This window comes from Miniimonas sp. S16 (genome assembly GCF_057748195.1).
In genome coordinates this window covers 2,468,668-2,488,493 of record NZ_CM173242.1, presented here as the reverse complement: position 1 = coordinate 2,488,493, position 19,826 = coordinate 2,468,668, and the positions used below count along the sequence as shown (strand labels likewise).

Sequence of the window (19,826 nt, the reverse complement as noted above, 5' to 3'; positions counted from 1 at the left end):
GAGTTCCGCACCCCCGCGCGGGCATGCCCCGCAGCGGTCGCCCTCGCGTGGCGTCTCGCGCGTGCGATCACCGCGCCGGTCCGGTAGACAGTGCCCGTGACCAGCGACGCACCCTCGCCCTACGGCACGCCCCCGCCCTACGGCACCCCGCCGCCGTACGGCACGCCCCCGGCCACCTCGCAGGGCCCGACGGCGAGCACGCCTCCCAGCGCGCCGTCGCCGTCGCCGTCGGACGGCCTGCCGTGCTCGGCGTGCGGCTTTGGCCCGCTGGAACAGGGGTTCATCGAGGACGGCGGCGAGAGTTCGCAGGGCTACTCGCGCTGGATCCCCGGCGTGCTGCAGCGCGGCTTCTTCGGCGGCGCGAAGCGGATGGGCCTGCCGCGGTTCGAGATCGTGGCGCTGCGCTGCACGCGGTGCAGCCACCTCGACCTCTACGTCGGCAGCCAGGTCTGACTCGACCCGCAGCCAGGTCTGACTCGACCCGCAGCCAGGTCTGAGGCGACGCGCGACCGAGGCGACCCGCGACGCGAACCGATCGCTCGCCGTCGGGCCCGCGCTGTCACACGATGGTGACGTCGCCATCTAGACTCGACCCATGAGCGACGACGCCGCCCCGACCGCCCCCGCGAAGACCGCGAATCCCGCGAGGACCGCCACCTCCCCCACGCCGCCCGCCTGGCCGATCGGCCTGGACGCGCTCGGCTACGGCGGCGACTACAACCCCGAGCAGTGGCCGGACGAGGTCCGCGTCGAGGACATCGCGCTCATGCAGGAGGCGGGCGTCACGATCGTCAGCCTCGCGATCTTCTCCTGGGCGCGGATCGAGCCGCGCGAGAAGGAGTACGACTGGGACTGGCTCGACGTCACGATGGACCGGTTGCACGCGGCCGGGATCCGCGTCGACCTGGCCACCGCCACGGCCAGCCCGCCCCCGTGGCTCACCGCGAAGCACCCGGAGATCCTCCCGGTCCTGGCCGACGGGACCGTGCTGCACCCCGGCGGCCGCCAGCAGTACCGCATCTCCTCGCCGATCTTCCGCGACTACGCGACCCGCATGACGCGCCTCATCGCCGAGCGGTACGCGACGCACCCGGCGCTGGCGATGTGGCACATCGACAACGAGATCGGCTGCCACGTCCCGCACGAGTACTCCGACGACGCCGCACACGCCTTCCGCCGCTGGCTCGAGCGCACCTACGGCACGATCGAGGCGCTCAACGACGCGTGGGGCACGGCCTTCTGGTCCCAGCGCTACGACAGCTTCGAGGAGATCCTGCCGCCGCGGTCGGCGCCCACGTTCCCCAACCCGACCCAGCAGCTGGACTTCCGCCGCTACTCCTCCGACGAGCTGCTCTCCTACTACCAGGACCTGCGCGAGGTGCTGGCCGAGGTCACCCCGGACGTGCCCCGCACCACGAACTTCATGGTGATGGCGAGCTCGGGCCCGATGGACTACAACGTCTGGGCGCCGGAGATGGACATCGTCTCCAACGACCACTACGTCATCGCCTCGGACCCGCACCCCGAGCGCGAGCTCGCCTTCTCCGCCGACTCGGTGCGCACGATGGCCGACGGCGCGCCGTGGATCCTCATGGAGCACTCCACCTCCGCGGTGAACTGGCAGGGCTACAACCGCACCCGCACGAGCGCCGAGTCGCTGCGCAACTCCCTCAGCCACCTCGCGCACGGCGCCGATGCGCTGCTGTTCTTCCAGTGGCGCCAGTCCCGCGCCGGCGCAGAGAAGTACCACTCCTCGATGTACCCGCACGCGGGCACCGACTCCGACGTCTGGCGCACCACCGTGCGCCTGGGCCAGATCCTCAAGGACGTCGCCGAGGTCCGTGGCTCGCGCGTCCAGGCCCGCGCCGCGGTGCTCTACGACTACCCCTCGACGTGGGCAGCCCGCCTCGACTCCCACCCGACCGACGGCATCGACCCGCGCACCGAGGCGATCCGCTGGCACCACGCGCTCAACCGGCGTGGGATCGCGACCGACGTCGTCGACACCCACGACGACCTCGCGCGCTACGACCTCCTCGTGATCCCCGAGCTCTACCTCGTCACGGACGAGGCCGCCGAGCGGATCGCCGCGGCGGCCGAGGCCGGCACCACCGTGCTCATCACCTACTTCTCGGGCATCGTCGACGAGCACGACCACGTCCGCCTCGGCGGCTACCCCGGCGCGTTCCGCGACCTGCTCGGCGTGCGCACCGAGGAGTTCTGGACGCTCCAGCCCGGCGAGCGCGTCACGCTCGACGACGGCACCACCGCCACGATCTGGTCGGAGAACGTCCGCGCAGCCGAGGGCACGCAGGTCGTGCGCAGCTTCGCCGGCGGGGTGCTCGACGGCGTGCCCGCCCTCACGCGTCGCGCCGTCGGCGCCGGCGAGGCCTGGTACCTCGCCACGCGACCGGAGGACAAGGGCCTGCAGCGCATCGCCGACGCGCTCATCGCCGCCTCGGGCGTCGCGCCGGTCGTGCCGGACCTGCCCGACGGCGTGGAGGTCACCCGCCGCACGGCGGCGGACGGCCGCTCGTGGCTGTTCGTCCTCAACCACACGGCCGAGGACGTGACGCTCGCGGCCTCCGGGCTCGACCTGGTCTCCGGCGGGCGGGCCGACGGCGAGCTCGCCGTCGCGGCCGGCGCGGTCGCGATCGTGCGGGACGCCTGAGGCGTCCGACGGCGAGCCTCGGGGATGCCTGCGGCCGGGCCGCGTGCGCAACGGCGGACGCGGCCCGGAGCGGGCTGGCAGAGTGGGCCCGTGACCGAGCCCCCGCCCGTCGAGAGCATCGACCGCGCGCTCCTGCTCCTGTCGGCCCTGGCGGACGCCGGCCCCGAGGGCCTGACGCTCGGCGCGCTCGCGGACCGGATCGGCGTGCACAAGACGACGCTGCACCGCGCGCTCGCCGCGCTGCGGTTCCGCGAGTTCGTCTCGCAGGACCCGGCGAGCGGGCGTTACCAGCTCGGCGCGACCGCCGTGACGCTCGGCGACGGCTTCTACGCGGGCGAAAACCTCGCCGTCGCGCTGCACCCCGCGCTCGTGGCGCTGTCGCACGACCTCGACGAGCTTGTCCACCTCGGCGTCCTCGCCGGCACGCAGATCGTCTACCTCGACAAGGTCGAGCCGGAGCGACCGCTGCGGGTGTGGTCCGCCGTCGGGCGCCGGATGCCCGCCGCCACCACCGCGCTCGGCCGCGCCCTGCTCGTGGACCGCGTTCCCGCGCGCGAGGCGCTGACGCCCTACCTCGCGGGGGCCGACGGCGAGCTCACCTCGCGCGTGTGGGGCATCGTCTCCGGGGCTCGCCGGGACGGATACACCTACGAGGTGGAGGAAAACGAGCCGGGCATCGCGTGCGTGGCCGTGCCGCTCGTGCGCGCGGGCGCCGTGGTCGCGGCCGTGAGCGTGACGGCGCCGCTGGAGCGGATGGGTGAGGACCGCCGGACCGAGGTCGCGCGGCGGATCCACGAGACCCTCCCGCCGATGCTCCCGCCGGGCATCGGAGTGCGACCGCTCGACGCGTGAGCGCTGTGGCCCGCACCACCCGCGCCGGGCGCCTCGATCCCTTCCCCCGGGACACACCCCTGTGCTTCAATAGATCCATTCAGCGCAACGGATGTTGCGCCTAGCGCAACCGACTACCACTGACGGAGTCGGAGGAGAGGAAGCACCCCCGATGGACGTTCTGTCCCAGCTCGCCGCCGCCACGCTCGTTCCCGTCGTCGTGCTCGACGACGCCCAGGACGCCGACGGCCTGGCCCAGGCGCTCGTCGCCGGCGGCCTGCCGGTCGCCGAGGTCACGTTCCGCACCGCCGCCGCCGAGGAGTCCATCCGCCGGATGTCCGCGCGCGGCGACATCCTCGTCGGCGCCGGCACGGTGCTCACGCCCGCCCAGGTCGACGTCGCCGTCGCCGCCGGTGCGCAGTACATCGTCTCCCCCGGCACGAGCAGGGCCGTCGTCGAGCGCGCGCAGGAGCACGGCGTCACCGTGCTGCCCGGCGCCGTGACCGCGAGCGAGATCCAGGCCGCGCTCGAGCTCGGCCTGTCCACCGTGAAGTTCTTCCCCGCCGGCACGTCCGGCGGCGCCAAGGCGATCGCCGCGCTCGCCGCGCCGTTCGGCGGCGTCTCCTTCGTGCCGACCGGCGGCGTGGGCCCCGCCAACCTCGGCGAGTACCTCGCGATCCCCGCGATCAAGGCCGTCGGCGGCTCGTGGATGGTGCCGGCCGGCCTCGTCCGCGCGCACGACTTCGACGGCGTGACCGACCTCGTGCGCGAGGCCGTCGAGCTGGCGCGCGGCCTGCGCCCGGCTGCCGCCTGAGCCGCAGCCTGCCGCTCGCCGAGCCCCTCTCGCACCCCGTCCCCTCGTTTCCCGCTTCCCGATCCAGGAGTAACCCGATGACGAACGACCTGCCGGCCGAGGTGGCCGCGCTCGACCTCCGCCCCGCGGCGCAGTGCCGCTACGACGCCGTCTCGCTCGGCGAGGTGATGCTCCGCCTCGACCCGGGCGAGGGCCGCATCCGCACCGCGCGCAGCTTCCGCGCCTGGGAGGGCGGCGGCGAGTACAACGTGACCCGCGGTCTGCGCCGGGCTTTCGGCCTGCGCGGCGCCATCGTGACGGCGCTGGCCGACAACGAGATCGGCCGCCTGGTGGAGGACTTCATCCTCACCGGCGGACTCGACACCGAGTTCGTCAACTGGGTGCCCTACGACGGCATCGGCCGCACCGTGCGCAACGGCCTCAACTTCACCGAGCGAGGCTTCGGCGTGCGCGGCGCCGTCGGCGTGTCCGACCGCGGCCTCACCGCCGCCTCGCAGCTGGGGGCCGAGGACGTCGACTGGGACAGGCTGTTCGGCGAGTACGGCGTGCGCTGGCTGCACACCGGCGGCATCTTCGCGGCGCTGTCGGAGACCGCCGCGGACACCGTGATCGCCGCGGTGAAGAAGGCCAAGGAGTACGGCACCGTCGTGTCCTACGACCTCAACTACCGCCCCTCGCTGTGGAAGGCGATCGGCGGCCAGGCGAAGGCGCAGGAGGTCAACAAGGAGATCGCGCCGTACATCGACGTCATGATCGGCAACGAGGAGGACTTCACCGCCTCGCTCGGCTTCGAGATCGAGGGCGCCGACATCCACGGCGGCGAGGCCCTGGAGACCGACGCGTTCGCCGGCATGATCCACCGCGCCGCCGGGGCGTACCCGAACTTCAAGGTCATCGCGACCACGATGCGCGGGGTCAAGAGCGCCACGGTCAACGACTGGGCCGCCATCGCGTGGTCGCCCGCGACCGGCGTCGTGGAGTCCGTCAAGCGCGACAACCTCGAGATCATGGACCGCGTGGGGGGCGGCGACTCCTTCGCCTCCGGCCTCATCTTCGGGCTCCTGGACGGCCAGAGCCTCGAGACGGCCGTGAACTACGGCGCCGCGCACGGCGCCCTCGCGATGACCACCCCCGGCGACACCACCATGGCCACCAAGGCCGAGGTCCTCAAGCTCGCGGGCGGCGGATCGGCGCGCGTCGACCGCTGACGCCCCGCAAGACCTGATCCGAGGCGCACGACGGCGAGCTCGCCGTCGTGCGCCTCCTACGCTGGGCGCATGCCCGGCTCGGCGCGGCGCGCGCTCGAACGCACGCTCGACGCCCTGCGCACCGACGCGGGCAGCGCGCTGCTGCTGGTCGCCGTCACGCTCGTCGCGCTCGTGTGGGCGAACTCCCCGCTGTCGCCGGCGTACGAGCGGCTGGTCGGCCTGCCGATCGGCCTCCAGGTCGGCGGGTTCCACCTCGACCTCGACCTGCACCACTGGGTCAACGACGGCCTCATGGTCGTGTTCTTCTTCCTCATCGGGCTCGAGGTGCGCCGCGAGCTCGCCGTGGGGTCGCTGCGCGAGCGCAGCCGCGCGTGGGTGCCGCTCGTCGCCGGCGTCTGCGGCGTGGTGCTGCCCGTGCTGCTCTACTTCGCGATCGCGGGCGGCACCGCGCCCGACGGCTGGGGGGTCGTGGTCGGCACCGACACCGCGTTCCTGCTCGGCGCGCTCGCGCTGGTCGGGCCCTCGATGTCGAGCCAGCTGCGCGTCTTCCTCCTCACGCTCACGGTGGTCGACGACCTCATCGCCGTCACGGTGATCGGCACCGTCTACACGGACGCGGTGCACCTGGTGCCGCTCGCCGTCGCCGTCGTCGCGCTGGTCGCGCTCGCGCTGCTCGGCCGCAGCCGGCAGTGGCGCTCGGCGCCGTACGTCGCCGTGACCGTGATCCTGTGGCTCGCGACGCTGGAGTCGGGCGTGCACCCCTCGCTCGCCGGGATGCTCGCCGGGCTCCTCGTGCCGGCCGCGGCGCCGGTGCGCGCCGACGTCGTCCGCGCCAAGCAGCTGTTCCGGGACTACTGGCAGTCGCCGGAGGCGGGCGTCGCGCGTTCGGCACGCGCCGGACTCGCGCGCTCGATCTCCGTGAACGAGCGCCTGCACGCCGAGCTCGCGACGCCGGTCGCGCTCGTCGTCGTGCCCGTGTTCGCGCTGGTCAACGCCGGCGTGGACCTGCGCGGTGGCGTCCTCGCCGACGCCCTCGCGTCGCCGGTCACGTGGGGCGTGGTGGTGGCGCTCGTGGTGGGCAAGGCCGTCGGCATCTCGGGCGGCGCCTGGCTGGCCGTGCGCCTGCGGCTCGGCCGCCTGCCCGACGGCGTGGGGCCGGGTGCCGTGCTCGGCGGTGCCGCGCTCTCGGGCATCGGGTTCACGATGGCGCTGCTCATCGCCTCGCTCGCGCTGCCGACGGAGCAGGCGCGCGAGGCCGTGGTCGGCGTGCTGCTCGGGATGGCGCTGTCGTGGGGGCTCGGCTGGCTCGTGTTCCGCGTCGCACGCGTGCGGTTCGGCGAGGAGGCCGCGGACCTGCCGGTCCGGCTCACGCCCGAGGTCGACGGCGAGCGCGACCACGTGCGCGGACCGGTGGACGCGCCGTCGACCGTCGTGGAGTACCTCGACTTCGAGTGCCCGTTCTGCGCCCGCGCGACCGGGATGTGGGCCGACCTCAAGGCTCAGCTGGGCGACGACGTCCGCTACGTGGTGCGCCACCTCCCGCTCACCGACGTCCACCCGCACGCGTGGGACGCCGCCGTGGCGGCCGAGGCCGCCGCGCGGCAGGACGCGTTCTGGCCCATGCACGACGTGCTGTTCCGCGAGCAGCACGCGCTCGAGCCCGAGGACCTGCGCCGCTACGCCGGAGAGCTCGGGCTCGACCTCGAGCGGTTCGACGCCGACGTCGCCGACCCGGCGCTGCACGACCTCGTAGCCGCGAACGCCGCGAGCGCCCGCGCGTCCGGCGCCCGGGGCACGCCCACGTTCTTCCTCGACGGCGAGCGGCACCGCGGGCCGCACGACGCACGCACGCTCGTGGCGGCGCTGCGGGCGCACGCGCGCTGAGGTGCGGCGCCGTCAGCGAGCGGCGAACCTCGTCACCAGCCGCCCGGACGCCGCTGTCGTCACGAGGTCCAGCCGCGTCACCAACTCCCCCCACGCCGCGCGCAGGTAGGCGTCGGTCAGCGCGCGCCGCGTGAGCGATGCGGTCACCTCGACGTCCGCCGACCACGTCACCTCCAGCATCCGCTCTCCCACGATGGGGCGCACGACGGCACCGCTCGCCGACAGCTCCACCTCACCCGCCAGCACCCACGTCACCCGCGTGGGCCCGGGCAGGTCCCCGGCCACGCTGTCGTCGCCGTCATCGGTGTCGTCGAGCTCCCATGCATCCACCGCCTCGACGCGATCGCCGGCCCCGAGGAGCCGCGCCGACCGACGCCACGCGTCCACGCCCGACCCGGGGTACGCCCCGGCGAGGTCGAGGGAGAGGCCGGCTCCGCCGTCGTGCACCTCGACGTCGCGCGCGCCGTACGCCGCACCCACCCCCTGCTCACGCCCGCGTGGCGCGGGCACCGGGTGCCAGGCCGACGTCACGTGCCACTCGGTGTAGCGGCGGTCGGAGAACGTGGCGGCCGTGTACGTGGCGCGGCCGGGGTCCACGACGGCGGGCACGCCGTCGAGCGCCACCGTCACCGACCCGACGTCCAGATGGTTGTGCGCCTCGCCGTTGTGACCGCCCTTGACCACGAGCGTGAGGCCGCGAGCGGTGGCCGGCCGGGCCAGCAGTACCTGCGTCGAGGGAAGCCAGACGCGCTCCGCGAGGTGCGGCTGCTCAGCGCCCCCGGCGCCCCCGGCGTCCCGCCAGGCGCGGTCCGTCAGCGCGGGCAGCAGCGCCCCGAGCCCGTTCCCGGGCACCGCGAGGTCCACGACGCCCTCGCCGCGGTGCGCCGCCGCGAGCGCCACCGCGGCGTCGTCGTCGACGAGCCGCCCCCAGCGGTGCAGCACGTGCCACGGCCGCGGCTGCGCGTCGACCCGCGGCGTCGCGTCCGCGTACGACGCGACGAAGTCCGGGCCGAGCAGCAGTTGGTGCGGAAAGGCGACGAGCGCGCGCACCACCGGCAGCGTCTCCGCGTCGAGCACGCCGCCGCTCGCGTGCCGCAGCACGTCCAGCGCGCCGAGCGCCCGCGCCGCACCCTCCCACCAGTACGACCAGCCCTCGTCGATCGCGCCGTCGTCGGGCACGACGGCGAGGAACCGGTCCAGCCCGGCCGTCGCCTCGGCCACGAGTCGGGTCCGTCGGGCGCCGTCGTCCTCCAGCGCGAGCGCGGCGACGAGCACGTTGCCGCAGATCCACGCCGTCCAGTTGTGCGCAGGGCCGTCCAGGCCGAGCCAGTGCCAGCGCGGCCGGTCCGGGACCAGCCTCCCGTCTAGCGCGCCGTCGGGCCCCGAGACGAACGCCGCGAGGAACGGGTCGAGCACCCGCGCGCGCACCTCGCGCCGCACGAGCGCGCGGACGCCCGGGTAGGCCTCCTCGAGCAGCTCGCCGAGCAGGGCGTCGGTCCAGGCGAGCGCGGCGGCGACCTCGCCGGCGCCGAGGTCGAGGTAGGGGGCGTCGCGGTCGGGCAGCACCCAGCCGCGACGGAGGTGGGCGTCGTCGTGCGCGGGCCAGCTCCAGGTGGACTGCTCGCACAGGAGCACGACGCCGTCGAGCACCTCCGCGAGCGCCGCGGGGCGGTCCGTGGGGTCGGGCTCGAGGGCCGCGGCGACGACGGCGTGGGCGAACCTCCCGGTCCGCGCGAAGAGGGGCGTCTCGTAGGCGACGCGGTCGCCGTCGAGCCAGAACCGCGCGAGGTCGCTCGCGCGGGGTGCGGGCCAGGGCTCGGCCCGGCGGGCCCGGGCGGCCGCGACGAGCGCAACCGCGGTGGCCCGGTCGGGTCCGTCGGGGCCCGACCAGGCCGTGCGATCGGTCGCCGGCGGAACGGGAAGCAGCGAGCTGCCCCCCGGACCACCGGACGTCGCCGACGCGTCGAGCAGGGCGGCGAGCCGCCCCGGCTCGAGCGCGTCGGCCCAGGATGCGAGCGGCCCGGTGAGCGTTCCCGCCACCAGCCCGCCCGCCACCCTCACCGAGACCGCTCCGCTCAGCGCAGCGACTGCGGGTTCACGCCCACGACGTCGGTGTAGTCGATGTTCTCCCCGGCCATCGCCCACACGAACGAGTACGCGCCCGTGCCGGACGCGGTGTGGATGGACCACGGCGGGGACACCACGACGTCGCGGTTGTGCAGGAGGAGCTGGCGCGTCTTCTCGGGCTCGCCCATGAGGTGCACGAGCACCTCCTCGCCCAGCCCGTCGTAGAGGTACACCTCGGTGCGACGCGCGTGGACGTGCGGCGGCATGGTGTTCCACACGGAGCCCGGCGCGAGGGTCGTGATGCCGAGGACGAGCTGGTTGGACTCGATCCCGTCGGCGTGGATGTACTTGCGGATCACGCGGTCGTTCGACGTCTCGAGCGCGCCCAGGTGGACGGCCTCGACCTCCTCCTTGCCGGCCTTCGCGGCGGCGGTGCGCCGGTGGGCGGGGGCCGAGGCGAGGTAGACCGCGCCGGCGCCGGACAGCGTGATGTCCCGCGTGCCGACCGGGAGGTAGACCACGTCCTGGTTCGCGAGCGTGAAGGTCTCGCCGTCGGCCGTGACGGTCACCTCGCCGTCGAGCCCTACGAGGCCGAGCTCGCGGCGCTCCAGGAGGTACTCCGCGGCCAGCAGCTCGGGCGCCTCGAGGGCGATCTCGCCGTCGACGATCACGCCGCCGATCAGCAGCCGGTCGTCGTGCGCGTAGCCCCAGGTCACGGTGCCAGGCGTGAACAGTCCGGACAGCACGAACCGCTCGCGCAGGGCCGCGCCGTCCAGGCCGGCCAGGTCGTCGGGATGCGTGCTCCACAGACGTGTGACGGACATCAAGACATTCCTCTCGTCGTTCGGGTCCGAGGTCCGGACCTCACCAGTAAGGCTGCCATCTCGGGCGCAGGACTCGCACCAGGGCCTCGAGGTAGAAGTAGTCCCCCCACAGTGTGCCCTCGTCCACGCCGATGGACTTGGGCCAGTCGTACACGCCGTGCAGGATCAGAGCGTTGCTGCCGGGGACGTCCGCGCCCGTGTAGTCGGCGGCGAGCGAGGCGAGCATCGCGTGCGCCTGCCGGCTGTACCGCTCGGCGGCCTCCGGATCCGTCCCGGCCACGAGCGGGGCGAGCTCGAGGAGCCCACTCGCCGCGATAGCGGCCGCCGAGGAGTCGCGCGGCTGGTCGCTGCCGTCGGTGAACACGAGGTCCCAGTAGGCCACGCCGTCGGCGGGCAGGTGGTCGAGGAAGTACTCCGCAACCCGCACCGCGGTGGCGAGCGAGTCGGCGTTGCCGGTCTCGCGGGCGTCGATCGCGAAGCCGTAGACGCCCCAGGCCTGGCCCCGGGCCCAGCACGAGTCGTCGGCGTACCCCTGCTGGGTGGTGCCGCGCAGGGGCTCGCCCGTGACCGGGTCCCAGTGGAACGTGTGGAAGGTCGTGTCGTCGGCGCGCACGATGTGCTGACGCAGCTGGGCGACGTGCCGGTCGGCCGCGTCCGCGTACCGCGCCTCACCGGTCCGCTCTCCGGCCCAGCGCAGCAGGGGCATGTTCATGAGCGAGTCGATGATGGTGCGGCCGCGTTCGGAGGGGTGCGTCAGGTCGCCCCAGGCCTGGATGATCCCGGCCGGTTCGAGGAACCGCGCCATGAGGTGGTCCGCGGCCGCGAGGGCGGCCCGCTCGGCGCGCCCGTCGCCCAGGAGGCGCGACGGCGCCACGCACGCCAGCGTGTAGAGGAACCCCAGGTCGTGGGTCGCCAGTCCGACCTCGCGCTCGACGCGGTCGGCGAAGCTCGCGACGTGCGCCAGACCAGGCGTCCTGCCGGTAGGGGATCGCGTACGTCGCGCCGTCGACCTCGTAGGCGGACACGCCGTTGACGTCGTCGGACAGGCCCTCGGCGACGTCCGAGACGTCGAGCAGCTGGTCGCCGTCCTGGTAGGTGAAGAAGTTCTTGAGGTTCTTCTGCACGTACATGTCGGGCGCGGTGCCCGCCGCCAGGTCGGCGATCATCTGGGTGTCGTACTGCGTGGCGTCGTACTCCTTGAGCTCCACGGTGATGTCCGGGTTCGCCTCGTGGAAGGCGTCGGCCAGGACCTGGAACTCCGGCGTGGTGGCGAGGCTCCAGCCCGCCAGGGTAATGGTGATCGGCTCGCCGCCGGCGGCCTCGGTGGCCGCGCCGTCGGAGGTGGCGCCGCCGGTGGCGTCGCCCGATCCGCCGTCGGAGGACCCACCGCTGCAGGCGGTGAGGACGAGCGTGAGCGCGGCGAGGCTCGCCGCGCCCGTCAGGATCCTGCGCTTCATCGCGTACTTCCTCTCCTTCGAGAAGGACGTGCCCGGCGGACCGGGCAGGTGGTGGTGTGACTAGATCTCTCCCGGCGCGCTGCCGGGCCGAGGCAGGTCCACCGCGGTGGTAGACCCGTCCGCCCACGCGACGAGCGCGCGGGAGTCGATGAGCTCGACGGCGGGGGCCGCCTCGAGCGTGTCGCGGGAGCCGGCGAGCGCGACTGCGCACGCGAGCCAGCCCGCGGGGACGCCACGCGAGGCCAGCACGCCCACGCGCGCGACGTCGCCGAGCGGCGAGGCGTCGCGCCGGGTCGCCACCCGTGCGTCCGGCAGTCCGCCGCGGTCGAGCACGACGGCGTGGCCGCCGTCCGTGGTGACGCGCACCTCGCCGTCGGCCACCTGGGCAGCCGGGCCCGCGCCGTCGGACGCCAGGGCCCAGCCGCCGACCTCGAGGGCGACCGCGTCCGGGGCGACGTCGTCGGCGCGGACCAGCCGGACCTCCCAGGACCCGCGCAGGAGCGATCGGACCGAGAGGACGCCGGCGCGCGTGGCGGTGCCGTCCAGGCCGCTGCCGTGCCGGTGCGTGGTGGGCTCGGCGTCGACCCAGTGCACGCTCGCCGTGGAGCCCGCGAGCAGCGCGCCGTCGACCTCGCGCGGCTCGACGTCGAGCGTCATCCCCGTGCGGTGGCTGCGCCGGCCGGCTGGGTCCACGAGGACCACCGACTGGTCGATCGGCGTCGTCCAGGCGTCCTCGTCGAGCAGCGGGAACGTCGAGGTGGCGTAGCCGAGCCGGGCGTAGAGCGGGGAGTCGGCGCTGACCGCGCCGGGGACGGCGTGGTCGGTGCCGTGGTTGACCACGCGCACCACGCCGTCGGCCTTCGTGCCCGAGACGAGCCAGCCGGGTGCCTGGATCGTGCGCCGCACGTCGGCGACCTCGACCGGCAGCGGCTCCTCCACCGCCGTCCACACGGGGTGGTCGGCCGGGAGCGCGAGGCCGAGCATGCCCTTGGCGGCCCAGTACGGCGAGGACGGGCCGGAGTAGCTCTGGGCGAGCCGCGGCCAGGTGCCGTGCCAGCCCAGGGTGAGCACGCCGTCGTCGTCGGGTGCGCCGTGGTCGGCGAAGTGCCGCACCACGCCGGACGCCGCGCGGCGCAGCGCACCGGGCGTGAGCGAGGGGACCTCGGCCATCGCACCCACCCAGAACGGCGCGGCCGCGGCGAAGCGGTAGACGAGGCTGCGGCCCTGGACGAGCGGGCCGCCGTCGGCGCCGACGAGGGCGATCGCGTCGGTGAGGAAGCGGTCCAGCTGCGCGCGGTTGCGCTCGGCGCGCTCGACGGCGAGGTCGGCCGCGCCGGACATCCGCGCCCACAGCGTGGGGTACAGGTGCAGCGCCCAGCCGGTGTAGTGGTCGAAGGCGCGCTCCGGGCCGTCGGCGAGCCAGCCGTCGGCGCGGACGAAGGAGTCGTGGGTGGCGAGGTCGGCGCGCATCTCGGCGAGGTCGTGCGGACCGCCGACCGATCGCAGGAACGTCTGCACCACGAGCCGGAACCAGACCCAGTTGATCTGCGGGTAGGTGTCGTCGCCGACGGCGGGCGCGAGGTAGTCCACGACGCGCGCCTGGACCGCGGGGTCGAGTCGGTCCCAGAGCCACGGCCGCGTGAGGTCGAGGATGAGGGCGATCGACGCCGCCTCCACCTTGGCCTGCGGCTTCTCGTCCAGCCGGACCCAGCGGTCCGGAGCGCTCGGGTCCGTGCCGGCGGCGATTCCTGCGGCGTACCAGTCGGCGAGGCCGAGCGGGTCGGCGCCGCGCTCCCCCGCAAGCCGGAAGCCGGCGAGCAGGAACGTGCGGGCGAAGCCCTCGAGGCCGTCGACGTCGCGGCCGTAGCCACCCTCCGGCCCAGGGAAGGTGATCCGCGCGTGACCGGCGGAGGCGTGCTCGCGGGCGGCGAGGAGCAGGCGGTCGGTGAGGACCGCCCAGTCCTCGCGCGTCCAGCCGGTGCACGGGGAGATCGCGGCGGCGGTCTCGTCCGTCCCAGGCTTGCCCTCGATCACAGCGCGCTCCTTCGTTGGTGCTCGGAAGCGGCATCACTTCCGATCGCTTTGTGATCGCTTGATCACAACCAGTCAGTGAAGCGCTCGAAAAGATCCATGTCAAGCGACGAACTCGGGCTGCTGGCGATCATTCATGAACACTTTGACTCTGATACGATCACGATCGGTCGACTGCAGGCCGATCAGCGACTGGCGCGCCAGCGCGCCGACACGACGGAGCAAGGACGCGACGGAGGGAGGGGCATGTCCACCACGGACGAGTCCGGGATGCTGCCGGCCACGCGGCGCAGCGAGCTGCTCGAGATCCTCCACCGGCAGGGCACCCTGCGGGTGCGCGACCTCGTCGACGTGCTCGGCGTCTCCGCGATCACGATCCGCCGCGACATCGCCCAGCTCGCCGACGAGGGCCTGGTCAAGCGGGTGCACGGTGGAGCGACCCTGCCCGACGGCGATGCCTCCTCCGCGTCCGGCGCGCCAGCGTCCGGTTCGTCCGGGACGCCCGGGGGCGCGTCGTCGGCCACCGCGGGCGCTCGGGGAGCCGGGGCCGCGGAGCTTGCCGGTCCCCCGCGCCGCATCGGGATGCTGGTCCCGTCGCTGGACTACTACTGGCCCGGCGTCGTGCGCGGCGCGGAGGAGGCGGCGCTCGATCACCACATGCGGATCGTGCTGCGCGGCTCCTCCTACGAGCAGGACACCGACCGTCGGCAGCTCGAGCGGCTGCTGGCCAAGGGCGTCGACGCCCTCGTGGTCGCGCCGCAGATGGACCTGCCTACCACCCCGGACACGCTCGCGTGGCTGGCGGGGCTGGGCATCCCGGTCGTGCTCGTGGAGCGCTCCGGAACGGCCGGTGCGCACCGCGAGGCGCTGGAGTCCGTCGTCACCGACCACGGGCTCGGCGCGGAGATGGCGGTGCGCCACCTGGCGTCGCTCGGGCACCGGCGGGTCGGGCTCGTCACGAGCCTGCACTCACCCCACTCGGCGGTGATCCGGCGAGCGTGGCAGGACGCGTCCGCGGAGTGCGGCCTGGTCTCCGAGGGCGCCGTCGACGTCGCGGTGCCGGACAAGGTCGACCCGGGCTGGGAGGCCGGGCTCGAGGCGGCGCTGGAGATGTGCCGCGCCTCGGGCACCACGGCGCTGCTCGTGCACGCGGATCCGGAGGCGATCGCGATCGCCCAGCACGCCGAGGACCACGGGCTCGTGGTGCCGCGGGACCTGTCGATCGTCGCCTACGACGACGAGGTGGCGAGCCTCTTCAGCCCGCCGATCAGCGCCGTCCGGCCGCCGCGCCGGTCCGTGGGCGAGACCGCGGTGACGCTGGTCGCCTCGCGGCTCGCGGATCCCGGGCGACCCACCCGGCGCGTCATCATCAGCCCGACGCTGCGGGTGCGCTCGACGTCGGTCCCGCCCGGCGGCGAGTGACGCCACAGCGACTCGGCGTGACGACACAGCGACTCTCAGCCACCCGTCAGGTCTCGGCATGTCTCTGACCTGCGCAGACGCGACCTGGGCAGCTCGAGAGTGCCAGCACAGTCGCTCTCCCGAAACGCAGAGTCGCTCTCCCGAAACGCAGAGTCGCTCTCCCGTCGCGCCGGCGGCTGTGCCCGCGACTCGAGGCGGCTCGGTCCTGCCCGGCGGCGAGTGACGCGTCAGCGGCCCTCGCGCCAGAGCACCAGCGCCGACGACGTCCCCGTCCGCACGAGGCGACGGTGCTCGGCGTCGTCGCGTCGCTCCTCCGCCCGCCGGGCGGCGCGCTGACCGCGGGGCACGGACTCGACGTCACCGGTCGGGGACGCGGCGAACACGCGCGAGCCGGGATCGATGACGGCCCGCAGCCCCTCGAGCGCGGCGCGCAGCGCGCGGTTCTCCCGCTCGATCGCGAGGATCCGCCGGATCCCCTCGAGGTTGACCCCCTCGGCCGAGAGTGCCTGGACCTGGCGCAGGGCGTCGACGTCCCGCAGCGAGTACCGCCGGCCCCGGCCCGCGGTGCGGTGCGGCACCACGAGGCCGAGGCGGTCGTACTGACGCAACGTCTGCGCGTGCATCCCGGCGAGCTCGGCCGCGGCGGACACCGTGAGGACGGGCGTGTCGTACGTCCGGATCATCGGTGCCTCCGCTCTCTCGCAGGTCTGCCGCAGGTCTGGCAGGTCAGGTGGTGGCCGCGCCGAACAGGCCGGCCCGGGGGTCGGCGCCGTCGGTCGCAGCGGCGAACGCCTCCACGGCCCGGCGCGCCTCGTCGGTCAGCCGCTCGGGCACCACGACCTCGATCGTCACGATGAGGTCGCCGGTCGCCTTGGGCGTGACGACGCCGCGGCCGCGCACACGCAGGCGCTTGCCCGACGGCGAACCCGCCGGCACCTTCACGCGCACCGTGCCGCCGTCGAACGTGGGCACGGCGATCGTGGCGCCGAGCGCCGCCTCCGCGAACGTGACCGGGACGGTCACGGTGAGGTTGTGCCCGTCGATGCCGAACACGGGGTGCGGCGAGACGGTCACGGTGACGACGAGGTCGCCGTTCTCCCCGCCGCCCGAACCGGGCCGGCCCTTGCCGCGCAGCTTGATCTTCTGGCCGTCGCGCACGCCGGCCGGGATGCGCACGGTCATCGACCGCCCCTCGGCGTTGACGCCCATCTCCCCGCCCTCGACGGCCGTGCGGAACGGCAGCGTGAGGGTCGCGGTGAGGTCGGCGCCCCGCTCGGGGCCGCCGAAGCCGGCGCGTCGGCCACCGCCGGCTCCGCCGAAGCCCTGCGCACCGCCGAACATGCCGGACAGGATGTCCTCGAACCCGCCCCCGCCACCGCCGGCGGTGGAGTAGCGCACGCGCTGGCCGCCAGCACCACCGGCGCCGCCGCCGAACATGCCCGAGAAGATGTCCTCGAACCCGCCGGCGCCGCCCGCGCCGCCCGCGCCCGCGGTGAACCGCGGGCCGCCGCCGGCCATGGCGCGCAGGCCGTCGTACTGCTTGCGCTGCTCGGGGTCGGAGAGCACGGAGTAAGCCTCACCGATCTCCTTGAACGTCGCCTCGGCCTTGGCATCCCCGGGGTTCTGGTCGGGGTGGTACTGCCGGGCGAGCTTGCGGTAGGCCTTCTTGATGGCGGCCTCGTCGGCGTCCTTCGCGACGCCGAGCGTGGCGTAGAAGTCCTTCTCCAGCCAGTCCTGGCCCGTCATGGTCGCCTCCTTCCGTCAAGCCGTCCGTTGCTGCTGCCCTCGCTCGTTCGCGAGGCCTCTTCTGTCCTTTCGCGAGGTGATGTCGGTCGTCCGACATCACCTCGCGAAAGGACGAACTTCCTCTCGCCGATCACTCGGGACCGACGACGCCCACGCGGGCCGGCCGGATCACCGTCTCACCCCGGCGGTAGCCGGGCTGCGCGACCATCGCGATCCGCGCCGTGTCGGCCTCGGGGTCGGCCTGGTGCATGAGCGCCTCGTGGTGGTTGGGGTCGAACTCCTCACCCTGCGCGCCGAACCGCTCGACGCCGAACCGCGTCGCGAGCAGCTGCTCGAGCTTGTCGGCGATCGCGAGGAACGGGCCGTCGAGCTCGCCGTGCTGGCGGGCCAGCTCGACGTCGTCGAGCACCGGGATCAGCGCCTCCACGACGTCCGCGCGACCGGTCTCCCGGGCCGCGGCCTCGAGCTCACGGCTGCGCTTGACGAACGCGTTGAAGCGCTGCTCGGTGTTGTAGACCTCGGCCTTGGCCCGCGCGAGCTGGTCGGCGAGGTCGAGCGCCTCGGCCCGCGCGGCGGCGAGCTCGTCACCCTCGCCCTGGGCGCCCGCGCCCGACGGCGGAACCTGGGTTCCGCCGTCGGGCTCGGCCTGGGAGTCCTCGCCCGGGGCGGGCGCGCCGGCCGCCGGCGCGTCGCGTCGCTCGCCGGTGGTCGGGTCGAACCGCCGCTTGTCGCGGATGATCGGCTCGCCGTACTCCTCGGAGGACGTCACTTCTTCTCGTCCTCCTCGTCCACGACCTCGGCGTCCACCACGTCCTCGTCCGCGGGCTGGGAGCCGGCGGCGGCGCCGTCGGCGGGAGCGCCGTCGGCCGCCTGCTGGGCGTAGATCGCCTGACCGATCTTCTGCGAGACCTCGGACAGCTTCGCCGTCGCGGTCTTCACGGCCTCGACGTCGGTGCCGCCGAGGGCGCCGTTCACCTCGCTGATGGCCTCGTTGACCTCGGTCGCGACGTCAGCGGGGACCTTGTCCTCGTTGTCCTTGAGGAGCTTCTGCGTGGAGTAGACGAGCTGCTCCGCGGTGTTGCGGGTCTCGGCCTCCTCGCGGCGCTTGTGGTCCTCGGCTGCGTGCGCCTCGGCCTCCTTGATCATCCGGTCGATCTCGTCCTTCGGCAGGGCCGAACCACCGGTGATCGTCATCGACTGCTCCTTGCCCGTGCCCCGGTCCTTCGCGGACACGTGCACGATGCCGTTGGCGTCGATGTCGAAGGTGACCTCGATCTGCGGCAGGCCGCGCGGCGCCGGCGCGATGCCGGTGAGCTCGAACGTGCCGAGCGCCTTGTTGTCGGACGCGAAGTCGCGCTCGCCCTGGTAGACCTGGATGAGCACCGAGGGCTGGTTGTCCTCGGCCGTGGAGAAGGTCTCGCTGCGCTTGGTCGGGATCGCGGTGTTGCGCTCGATGAGCTTGGTCATCACGCCACCCTTGGTCTCGATGCCGAGGGACAGCGGGGTGACGTCGATGAGCAGGACGTCCTTGCGGTCGCCCTTGATGACGCCGGCCTGGAGCGCGGCGCCGACGGCGACGACCTCGTCCGGGTTCACGCCCTTGTTGGGCTCGCGGCCACCGGTGAGCTCCTTGACGACGTCCGTGACGGCGGGCATGCGGGTCGAGCCGCCGACGAGGACCACGTGGTCGATGTCGGAGATCGAGATGCCGGCGTCCTTGATGACGTTGTGGAACGGCGCCTTGGTCCGCTCGAGGAGGTCGGCGGTCATCTGCTGGAACTGCGCTCGGGTGAGCTGCTTCTCCAGGTGGATGGGGCCGTTCTCGGTCATCGAGAGGTACTGCAGGCTGATCGTGGTCGAGGTGGCCGAGGACAGCTCCTTCTTGGCCTGCTCGGACGCCTCACGCAGCCGCTGCAGCGCGATCTTGTCCTTGGACAGGTCCACGCCGTAGGCGTTCTTGGTCTCCGTCACGAGCCAGTCCACGACGCGCTGGTCCCAGTCGTCACCACCGAGGCGGTTGTCGCCGTTGGTGGCGCGCACCTGGATCGTGGAGAAGTCGTCCTCGTCCTTGCCCACCTCGAGCAGGGAGACGTCGAACGTACCGCCGCCGAGGTCGAAGACGAGGATGAGCTCGTCCTCCTTGCCCTTCTCCAGGCCGTAGGCCAGGGCCGCCGCGGTGGGCTCGTTGACGATGCGCAGCACGTTGAGGCCGGCGATCTGGCCGGCGTCCTTCGTGGCCTGACGCTCGGCGTCGTTGAAGTAGGCGGGCACCGTGATGACGGCGTCCGTGACGGGCTCGCCGAGGTAGGACTCCGCGTCCTTCTTCAGCTTGCCCAGGATGCGCGCGGAGATCTCCTGCGCGGTGTAGCTCTTGCCGTCGATCTCGGTGCTCCAGTCGGTGCCCATGTGGCGCTTGACGGAGGAGATCGTGCGGTCCACGTTGGTGACGGCCTGGCGCTTGGCGACCTCACCGACGAGGACCTCGCCGGACTTGCTGAACGCGACGACGGACGGCGTGGTGCGCGCCCCCTCGGCGTTCGCGATGACGGTGGGCTCGCCGCCCTCCAGGACGGCCACCACCGAGTTGGTGGTTCCGAGGTCGATCCCGACTGCTCGTGACATGTGCGTGTACTCCTTCTCTGGCCCGCTGCCTTCGTGCAGCCGCAACCCCTTGAGTCTTCCTCGCTCAGGTCTACGCGGCGGGATGCGTCGCTGTCAACCTGAACTTGAGTCCATTAGGCTCAACCCTTGCGAAGCGCCATCTATTCCCTTGCGCCGGGGACCCGCGCGGAGGCGGTCGCGCGACTGGGCGCCCGGGGTACCCCAGCAGGGCCTCCCATCCCGGCCGGCCCTGGCCTAGCGTGAAACGAC

At 73.6% G+C, this 19,826-nt stretch carries 17 protein-coding genes; 8 read left to right on the top strand and 9 right to left on the bottom strand.

The genetic code is table 11. The annotated features are described in order from the left end of the window. Positions 1 to 96: 96 nt before the first annotated feature. The 6 genes from AC3AQ1_RS10840 to nhaA all read left to right on the top strand — a co-directional run bounded on the left by AC3AQ1_RS10840 (position 97) and on the right by nhaA (position 7,408). On the top strand, positions 97 to 453 hold the full coding sequence (locus AC3AQ1_RS10840) for a hypothetical protein (protein ID WP_234417477.1): 357 nt from the start codon (positions 97 to 99) through the stop codon (positions 451 to 453). Positions 454 to 595: 142 nt separating this feature from the next. Continuing rightward, on the top strand, positions 596 to 2,671 hold the full coding sequence (locus tag AC3AQ1_RS10835; RefSeq protein ID WP_108718980.1) for a beta-galactosidase: 2,076 nt from the start codon (positions 596 to 598) through the stop codon (positions 2,669 to 2,671). A 90-nt stretch (positions 2,672 to 2,761) separates the two neighbouring features. Then, positions 2,762 to 3,523: an IclR family transcriptional regulator gene (locus AC3AQ1_RS10830; protein WP_234417476.1), complete on the top strand. Its 762-nt coding sequence runs from the start codon at positions 2,762 to 2,764 to the stop codon at positions 3,521 to 3,523. A gap of 151 nt (positions 3,524 to 3,674) precedes the next feature. After that, a complete protein-coding gene (eda, locus tag AC3AQ1_RS10825) occupies positions 3,675 to 4,316 on the top strand; it encodes a bifunctional 4-hydroxy-2-oxoglutarate aldolase/2-dehydro-3-deoxy-phosphogluconate aldolase (protein ID WP_108718978.1) in 642 nt (213 codons plus the stop codon). A 77-nt stretch (positions 4,317 to 4,393) separates the two neighbouring features. Then, the gene (locus tag AC3AQ1_RS10820; protein ID WP_199916465.1) at positions 4,394 to 5,524 is read left to right on the top strand and encodes a sugar kinase; all 1,131 of its coding nucleotides are present in this window, start codon (positions 4,394 to 4,396) and stop codon (positions 5,522 to 5,524) included. A 69-nt stretch (positions 5,525 to 5,593) separates the two neighbouring features. Next, complete coding sequence (gene nhaA, locus AC3AQ1_RS10815) at positions 5,594 to 7,408, top strand: Na+/H+ antiporter NhaA (RefSeq protein ID WP_108718977.1); 1,815 nt, start codon at positions 5,594 to 5,596, stop codon at positions 7,406 to 7,408. Between the two features lie 12 nt (positions 7,409 to 7,420). Here the strand turns inward: nhaA and AC3AQ1_RS10810 are convergent, their stop codons facing one another. Genes AC3AQ1_RS10810 through AC3AQ1_RS10795 form a run of 4 tightly spaced genes read right to left on the bottom strand, consistent with a single transcriptional unit; the run spans position 7,421 to position 11,507 of the window. After that, positions 7,421 to 9,469 carry a heparinase II/III family protein gene (locus AC3AQ1_RS10810; protein WP_159096515.1) on the bottom strand — a complete coding sequence of 683 codons (2,049 nt, stop codon included), beginning with the start codon at positions 9,467 to 9,469 and terminating at the stop codon, positions 7,421 to 7,423. A gap of 14 nt (positions 9,470 to 9,483) precedes the next feature. After that, positions 9,484 to 10,299, bottom strand: coding sequence for a 5-dehydro-4-deoxy-D-glucuronate isomerase (gene kduI / locus AC3AQ1_RS10805; RefSeq protein ID WP_108718975.1), 816 nt, complete (start codon positions 10,297 to 10,299; stop codon positions 9,484 to 9,486). Between the two features lie 40 nt (positions 10,300 to 10,339). Beyond that, positions 10,340 to 11,011, bottom strand: coding sequence for a glycoside hydrolase family 88 protein (locus AC3AQ1_RS10800; RefSeq protein ID WP_234417956.1), 672 nt, complete (start codon positions 11,009 to 11,011; stop codon positions 10,340 to 10,342). Beyond that, complete coding sequence (locus tag AC3AQ1_RS10795; protein WP_234417955.1) at positions 10,968 to 11,507, bottom strand: type 2 periplasmic-binding domain-containing protein; 540 nt, start codon at positions 11,505 to 11,507, stop codon at positions 10,968 to 10,970. The genes AC3AQ1_RS10800 and AC3AQ1_RS10795 overlap by 44 nt, the downstream gene beginning before the upstream one ends. Between AC3AQ1_RS10795 and AC3AQ1_RS10790 the strand changes: the two genes are divergently transcribed. Then, complete coding sequence (locus AC3AQ1_RS10790; RefSeq protein WP_234418004.1) at positions 11,395 to 11,820, top strand: hypothetical protein; 426 nt, start codon at positions 11,395 to 11,397, stop codon at positions 11,818 to 11,820. The two genes, AC3AQ1_RS10795 and AC3AQ1_RS10790, sit on opposite strands and share 113 nt — an antisense overlap. Here AC3AQ1_RS10790 and AC3AQ1_RS10785 read toward each other — a convergent pair. Next, positions 11,817 to 13,790, bottom strand: a complete 1,974-nt coding sequence (locus tag AC3AQ1_RS10785; protein WP_234417475.1) for a DUF2264 domain-containing protein — start codon at positions 13,788 to 13,790, stop codon at positions 11,817 to 11,819. The genes AC3AQ1_RS10790 and AC3AQ1_RS10785 overlap by 4 nt on opposite strands. A gap of 243 nt (positions 13,791 to 14,033) precedes the next feature. On the opposite strand from AC3AQ1_RS10785, the gene AC3AQ1_RS10780 reads away from it, so the two are divergent. Then, positions 14,034 to 15,209, top strand: coding sequence for a substrate-binding domain-containing protein (locus AC3AQ1_RS10780; RefSeq protein WP_199916464.1), 1,176 nt, complete (start codon positions 14,034 to 14,036; stop codon positions 15,207 to 15,209). A gap of 227 nt (positions 15,210 to 15,436) precedes the next feature. Here the strand turns inward: AC3AQ1_RS10780 and AC3AQ1_RS10775 are convergent, their stop codons facing one another. From AC3AQ1_RS10775 to dnaK, 4 genes are all read right to left on the bottom strand, one after another. Continuing rightward, complete coding sequence (locus tag AC3AQ1_RS10775) at positions 15,437 to 15,892, bottom strand: heat shock protein transcriptional repressor HspR (protein ID WP_108718973.1); 456 nt, start codon at positions 15,890 to 15,892, stop codon at positions 15,437 to 15,439. A 43-nt stretch (positions 15,893 to 15,935) separates the two neighbouring features. Next, complete coding sequence (locus AC3AQ1_RS10770; protein ID WP_108718972.1) at positions 15,936 to 16,955, bottom strand: DnaJ C-terminal domain-containing protein; 1,020 nt, start codon at positions 16,953 to 16,955, stop codon at positions 15,936 to 15,938. Between the two features lie 130 nt (positions 16,956 to 17,085). Next, entirely contained in the window at positions 17,086 to 17,724 is a 639-nt protein-coding gene (locus AC3AQ1_RS10765) for a nucleotide exchange factor GrpE (protein WP_108718971.1), read from the bottom strand. Beyond that, positions 17,721 to 19,577: a molecular chaperone DnaK gene (gene dnaK, locus AC3AQ1_RS10760; RefSeq protein ID WP_108718970.1), complete on the bottom strand. Its 1,857-nt coding sequence runs from the start codon at positions 19,575 to 19,577 to the stop codon at positions 17,721 to 17,723. Before dnaK ends, AC3AQ1_RS10765 begins: the two co-directional genes overlap by 4 nt. Positions 19,578 to 19,826 lie beyond the last annotated feature (249 nt).